Origin of the sequence: uncultured Butyricimonas sp. (genome assembly GCF_959596855.1) — a bacterium.
Lineage (GTDB): Bacteria > Bacteroidota > Bacteroidia > Bacteroidales > Marinifilaceae > Butyricimonas > Butyricimonas muris.
The window spans coordinates 1-7,458 of the sequence record NZ_CAUFYA010000085.1; the positions used below are offsets into that span (position 1 = coordinate 1).

The 7,458-nt window shown below is 48.9% G+C and carries 4 protein-coding genes; all 4 read right to left on the reverse strand.

What is annotated here, in order from left to right; all coding sequences use genetic code 11:
* Window positions 1–314 precede the first annotated feature (314 nt).
* The 4 genes from Q5866_RS20585 to Q5866_RS20600 are packed head-to-tail and all read right to left on the reverse strand — an operon-like array spanning window position 315 to window position 7,457.
* Window positions 315–1,724 carry a TlpA disulfide reductase family protein gene (locus tag Q5866_RS20585; RefSeq protein ID WP_303182232.1) on the reverse strand — a complete coding sequence of 470 codons (1,410 nt, stop codon included), beginning with the start codon at window positions 1,722–1,724 and terminating at the stop codon, window positions 315–317.
* Between the two features lie 45 nt (window positions 1,725–1,769).
* Window positions 1,770–4,655, reverse strand: a complete 2,886-nt coding sequence (locus tag Q5866_RS20590; RefSeq protein WP_303182236.1) for a GH92 family glycosyl hydrolase — start codon at window positions 4,653–4,655, stop codon at window positions 1,770–1,772.
* Window positions 4,655–6,322, reverse strand: a complete 1,668-nt coding sequence (locus Q5866_RS20595) for a metallophosphoesterase (protein WP_303182234.1) — start codon at window positions 6,320–6,322, stop codon at window positions 4,655–4,657. The genes Q5866_RS20590 and Q5866_RS20595 overlap by 1 nt, the downstream gene beginning before the upstream one ends.
* A 4-nt stretch (window positions 6,323–6,326) precedes the next feature.
* Window positions 6,327–7,457: an alkaline phosphatase gene (locus Q5866_RS20600; protein WP_368502073.1), complete on the reverse strand. Its 1,131-nt coding sequence runs from the start codon at window positions 7,455–7,457 to the stop codon at window positions 6,327–6,329.
* Window position 7,458: the final 1 nt, after the last annotated feature.

Sequence of the window (7,458 nt, forward strand, 5' to 3'; positions counted from 1 at the left end):
GCATTCCCTTGAATAAAGGCAACACCCCTTCCTTCTTCAACGAATCAAGCAAAGCAGCCTCCTGCCGGGTATAATCCCGGTAAACCACCTCTTGCGCCACGCCTCTCCCGTTTCCTACTAAAAAACAACATAACACGATACACGATAACTTACTACAAAATTCCATAATCATCTTTTTAAATTTAATATACACCCATATAACAATTCAGAAAGGCAAAAGAGGTATCCGCCGCGAAAAAAAATTCCGCCACTCCCGTTTTCATGTATCAATGAAACAGAAGTGGCGGTAACCACAAAAATGCATTATCTTCTACTTACAACTTCCGGTTATTCACATCCCTCAATTTCCATTCCAACTCTTTCATAAGTGCTTTATTGTCACTTCTAATATCTTTCTGGAAATAAATCGCTTGCTCCAGCACCGTCTTGGCATCCTCGAAATACCCGATTCGAGCCAAAAAATCAGCTACATAGAAAGCCGTTTCGCCATACAAACGATTAGCGTTAAAAGCATAAAGAACCCACTCTCTACACGACTCCTTAGTCTTTTCATCCGAAGGTGAAAGTTTCCAGAAATAATCCGTCCACTCCACGATACGGGGTGTCGTGAGTTCCCCGCGCTTCAAAATACCACTGGCAAACGATTTCAAAAACTCCGTCTGCCCTTCCTTACGAATCTCATCTATCACACGATCCTTCTCCGCCTTCATCAAAGTATCGAGGGGATATTCTTGCATCAACCGTTCCATAAAACGGGGAAATTCCACCTTGAACTCCTCTTCCCCAACACGATTTTCCGCCCAATAGCAAAGCTTAATATACTGAGGCGTAGCAAAAAACAAGTCACGCCCTCGAGAGATATCCAAATCTCCATCCAACACGTTACCGTTCGGGTATATCTTCCCTCCATAATCGGCGAACTTCGCTTTCAAAACCAACAATTCGTTCAACCATTCCCAGTTTGCCGTTTGAATACTCTGTTTCAAAAATCTCGAAATATGATACTGCACGGGAAACACCGTGTAATAAATAAAATCCCCGTAAAACTTCTCATCCAAAATCCGCCCGTCATTGCTAACCTTCATCGTTTCATCCACCAAACGAGTCATCAGTTCCTTGTCATACACAGACATCTCTTCGAGTAACTTATTATTTTTGCTAATCAATTCCTCGGTCGGCATAGCTTTCAAACAAAGATTCACGGCTGCCGGCTTATTACGCTCATTGGCAGATTGATAATATTCATACAGCATATCCCTATCGGCTGTTCCGTTTTTCACGGCTGCCACAAAATTATCTTTTCCCCCGTGACGCTCGTACAGGGCAATCATTCTCCCTTCGGAAATAAAATGCTCCGCGTTTCCGGCTCCCGTCATTTTATGCACCACATCCCCTTTACCATTGATAAAATAGAATGTCGGGTAAGCATCCGCCGGATATTTCTCCGTGAATTTCTTACCTTCCGGACTCTCGGCATCTATTTTATAATTGATAAAATTCGAGTTATAAAACGCACCCACCTTTTCTTGGGGGAAAACTTTAGTTGCCACTTGCTTACAGGGACCACACCAAGTGGTGTAAACATCCACGAAAACTACTTTATTTTTCTTCTTTGCTTGAGCCAAGACTTTATCCCAAGTACCCGACTCGAACTTCACTCCTTGCGCCTCAACCGATAGAGAAGCAAACATCACGCAAACCAACAATAGTACTACTTTTTTCATATTCTAAAATATACTGTTAATAATTTATTTATCCATACACTCACTCTAGCAAGTTACTTTTTTCCATTTCCATTCCAAAAACTGCCCCTCGTAATCCTCGAAATAGAGGAGTCGAAAGGGATGATAACCCTGTTGCAGGGCAATGCGCCCGAACGCCGACACGGCTGCATGAGAACCGTCATTATCAACCACTTTCCGGTCACCGACGTAAAGTACGCTACCATCGTCAGACTTCAACTCGAACTCGTAAACACCCCGTGACGGCACCCGAATCCAGCCTTCCCAAATGTAACCATAGTGGTCCTCACGAGGAGCTTGGTCGATGCGAATCACGGGCATATAACCGGAATCCGCGGGCTGTATCTTTTCCATATCCTCCACGCCGGTAAATTTACCCTCGTAATAGCGATAGCGAAAACCTTTATTCAGAGCGTGCGGTCTTTCAGCAGGACGATAGACGGCTTTTACCGCGGGCAATTCCAGCAATCGACTGAAGAGATACCCCTCCTTGAACCCCCGCACACGAAGAATCGCGGAAGAATCCAAACGAATCGCCTCGTGATACAAGGGAGAATACAGGGTAGGCTCACTACCGTCCAGCGTGTAATGCAATTCGGCTCCGGAAGTCGTACATCCTATTTCAAAAACAACGGTATCCTCGAAAAGATAAAGGTCTCGCGAAACATAGGGAATGGCAACCTGCTTATCACGAGTCAAGGAATAAGGTTGCCCCGAACCGTAACCGCCCCATTCCGTACAAGGCTCCGCCGAAAGTTCAAACAACAACTCTCCTCCTTGCATCAATTCCTCGTAAGTAATAAAACAACGCTTCATTTCCCTACCATTCAGACACACCCGGCGGATGTAAGTATTAGAAGCGGGCTCATTAGCCGTAATGACCAATCGTTTGCCATTTGCCAAACAAATCGTCGTCTCGGGAAACAAAGGGGACGTGAGAATAAACTCGTTGGAACCGGGACACACGGGATAGAACCCCAGACTGCTCATAATGTACCAAGCGGACATCTGTCCACAATCCTCGTTACCGCAAATGCCGTCAGGAGTCGGTCGGTACATCTCTTTCAAGATGCGACGTACCATTTCCTGCGTTTTCCAAGGCTGTCCCGCGTAAGTATAAAGATACGCCATGTGATGGCTCGGTTCATTGCCATGGGCATACTGACCAATCAATCCGGTAATATCGGGCAAATCGCTCTCGACCGTCGAAGTCCCATGGAAAAGAGAATCCAAATCCGCAAGAAACATCGCCTCTCCCCCGTAAAGCTGTATCATCCCCCGTACATCATGAGGAACAAAGAAACGATATTGCCAAGCATTAGCCTCCGTGTAAGCACGCCCAACCCGGCAAGGGTCAAACGCCGGTTCCCAATTACCGTCCAATCGCTTGGGACGAAAAAAACGACCGGAACCGTCAAATACATTCGCGTAATTACCGGCACGGAGAGCGAAACGCCGTGCTGTTTCACTCTCCCCCAATGCCGTAGCCAAACGGGAAATACACCAATCGTCATAAGCAAATTCCAGCAGGCAGGATACGGATTCCCGACGTAAATCGGAAGGAATAAAACCATAACGGGTATAATAAGCCGCCCCTTTGGCGTTTTTCTCGGCAGAACGAGTCATCGCCTCCAACGCTTGGCGGGCATCGAAACCGCGGATGCCTTTCAAATATGCGTCCGCTATCACGGAAACTGCGTGATAACCAATCATCGTATTCGTTTCACCCGAGGAAAGCGACCAAATGGGAAGTTCTCCCGTGACATCATAAATATTCAGCATGGAATTGACCATATCGCCGACCAAAGTCGTATCCAGAAGCGTCATCAAAGGATGCCATGCTCGAAAAGTATCCCACAAAGAAAAAGTAGAATACTGCTTACGGCGACCGTCAACCTTACCCGTCTTCATGTCATGACGCCGATAGTCGCCATTGGCATCACTGACTAAATTAGGCGTGAGAAAACTATGATACAAGGCGGTATAAAAATTAGCACATTCAGCCGGCGTGCCCCCCTTCACCCGTACGCGGGAAAGCACTTGTCGCCACCGTTGTTCCGCTTCCCGGCGGAAATAGTCAAATCCATCTCCCGTGAAATCATGTTCCAGATTGTCGCGAGCATTTTCCTCGCTGACACACGACAACCCCACGTACAGTTCCACGGACTCCTTCGGTAAAAGGCGGAACGTGGCAATAACCTGCAATCTTTCTCCCGTGATGGAATCGACAGAATCAACCGTTTTTCCCTCTTTCACCCATCGTAGAGAATGAAACGGACGGGAGAAACGGGCTATAAAATAAATATGCTGATTATCCACCCAACCGGAAGTATTACGCCCCCCGCGTATCTCGTTATCACCGGTTCGTTCCATCCGTGCCTCTTTGATTTTATCGTCACTCAACGCGTGCGCCAAATCCACAACAATCGACACCTCGCCACCCCGCTCGAAAGTATAACGATGCACTCCCGTGTAAGGGGTAGCGGTCAGTTCCACTTCTATCCCCTCCGCAGGCAACTCCACCCGATAATAACCGGGCATGGCCTCTTCCCGTTCATGAGAAAACGGATGAGGGGGCATCCAGTCGGCAGTCCCGTCAGGCGAAAGCTCTCGGGAAGAGGGATATACCAGAATATCACCCCAGTCGATGCACCCCGTCCCGCTCAAATGCGTATGCGAAAACCCTAACAGAGTTGAATCACTATAATGGTAACCGGAACAAGCATCCCAATTCCCTCGCCGCGTATCCGGACTCAACTGTACCATCCCTTGCGGCACCGTTGCCCCCGGGTACGTATGCCCGTGGAATCCCGTCCCGATAAAAGGATTGACTACATTAACCGCCGAATCTTTCGGCTCGGAACAAGCCACACACAGCAACAACGCCATGTACACCGTATTTATTATTTTCATCATTCAAGCAACTTACGCAACATCTTCAAATCATCCGTACCCACCAAATCAACACCTATCTCTAAAAACAATTTCTTCACCGCTTTCCTCTCCGGCTCCCCCCACCAGCGGAAAAGCTTATTCTCGCCATGAGCCTTATCCAGTATCTCCTTCATCTTCCTGTACTCCTCTTCCGGCATCTTCCCTCTCCCCCGCCAAGTAAAATAGCGGGAATAATGATCACTGACCACCGGAATCAACGTGGTCGGCTTCCCGACCCCGAGATCCCGAATCATCCCATCGAGAAACATAAAGCGACTCTGTTCTTGCGACAACACACGCATGGGACGTTTACCGGAGATAAAAAGCAACACGGCTCCTTCCCGGTATTCCCCCTCGTCCAGCGAGCAAAAATATTTCCGGTAAGGTTCCATCTTCTCTTTCAACACTCGATAGAGTTCCTCCGCGTCACTTTTAAACTCAACCATCAAGAAAAAAGGGCGATCACTACCGGGATACACCTTTCCCCCGTTTGCCTCTATCCGTGCCACCAAAGGTTTCAAGTACATATTCTCGAACGTGCGGGCAGCTCGACGAAAAAACGGCTTGCTATGCCCCACGTACACGTCCCCGTCTATCAGCCACAAATCCGCCTCCACGCAATTAAAGCGATAGGACAAGGCGTCCTCCAACGGACGGCGGCGCCAATAGTCATTATGCGAAAACGCGTTATAGTGAATCTTCTCCCGAGCCTTTACCGGAAGCGTACGATTCAACACCGGCTCCACCGTTTCCAACTCCCCCTCCCCGTTTTTCCAACGGCAGGAAGCCACCGTCACCCGGTCATCCTTGATGCGCAACACGGCAAAAGAGCCATTGCCATCCTCGTCTTTCCAAGCGTTATTCACCTCGTAAATCGGGTATCCCCGGTACTCCGGCATCATGGCTATATGCGTATGCCCGGCAAAAAAAGCGGCAACATTATATTTGTCAAGCACGTCGAACAACTCCTCCCGTGCCTCCCGAGGCCACCATTCGATTGCCCACGAGTCCGTGCCATAGTGCTGAATATAAACAACCGGTTCCCCGTTGGAAGCGTACGTCTGCAAATCCGCTTTCAACCACTCCAAATTACTCTCGCAATAGGAAGTATCTCCCGCATACCGTTGCGCATGCACGAAATGCACATCCCCCGCATTCCACGAATAACTCCGGCTGGAAGGATGCCAGTTCAGAATCTCCCCATTTCGCAAACGAACAGCCAAAAGAGAATCCAAATAATTCTTTATCAACTGCAAATGCTCCTCGTTATTGGGTGCGCCATCCTTCGCCACGTCCAAATCATGATTCCCCAAACCGGGATAAACCGGAAAATGAATCCGCCTTTCCCCCTCCCCGCGTTCATACCGCTGACGGTAAAGGTCAATGATTTCCGGACGGGAACGGTCAAATATATCACCGGCTATCACCACGCCATCCACCCGGCTAATCACCTCCCCGTCGGGCATCACGAAATGTCCCGGCACCCGATTCATCGCCACCACATGATAGTATTGATCCGTCTCGGGCAAAAAATCGAAATGCAAATCAGCCGCAATGATAAAGGTAACATCCCGTTGTCCGCAAGCAACCTTCCCCGCTCCCGCCCACACGACAAGGATAAAAAACAATGCAATATATTTCACCATCTCTTTATAATTTCAACAGCGATTTAATCTTCTCGAAAATATCGGTATTTTCATAAATACCCGTGAACGCTTCCGCCCCGGGACCAAAGGCATAAACCGGAACCATAACACCGCTATGGCTACCCGTGGAAAACTTACCCACGATCTCACCTCGTTCCAAATCACCGCCCACCAAAGTCAGTCCTCCGGTTTCATGATCGGCAGTCACCACCACCAGCGTATTCCCGTCGGCAGCCGCCCACTCGAACACCTTGCCTATCGTACGGTCAAAATCCAGTACCTCCTCCACCAGAGGACGAAGTTGATTGGAATGCCCGTAATCATCTATCTGCGACGCCTCCACCATCAGGAAAAAACCTTTTTTGTTACGTGACAAAAGTTCCAAGGCTTTCAAGGTACCCTCCGGCAGCATCTCTCCCCGCTCTGCCGGACGAGGCAAATCGTGATCCGCCCAAACGGCAAGCACTTTTCCGCTTTCGATAGCGTCCAATTGCTCCTTATTCTCCGGAGTCCGGTACCCCAACGCCCGCATCTCTTCCATAATATCGCGACCATCCTCCCGTTCACAAAAATACCGCTTACCGCCACCAAAAATAAAATCGACACCACACCCCACGTAATCTGCGATAATCGCTTCCGCCTGCTCCCGGTCACTATTGTGCGCACAGAAAGCCGCCGGGGTGGCATCATTCAAACGGCAGGTAACCACTACCCCCGTGGACTTCTTTTTAGCGGCAGCCAAATCCGTCAAAGTAGTCAACGGCTTCCCGTCCGGATCAACCCCCACCGAATGGTAGCGAGTCTTATGTCCTGTCGCCAAAGCCGTACCGGATGCCCCGGAATCGGTAATCAAACGGTCATAACAATAAGTCTTCGCCAACCCCACGCATCGGCAATTCTCAATATTCAACTTTCCCCGGTTGGCAGCCCATGTGGAATACATCGTCATCAGGCTCATACCGTCGCCAATCATAAAGACCACGTTCTTCACCTTCCCTTTCGTCGGGGATACAATCTTTTTCACCGGGCTCTCCTTGTCCCAAGTCACTTTAATTTCACGGTCTTTGCCCTGTCCGGCAACCATTGCCGGACAAATGAGCAAAGCGCACACAAACAACACAAAACACAATCTCATC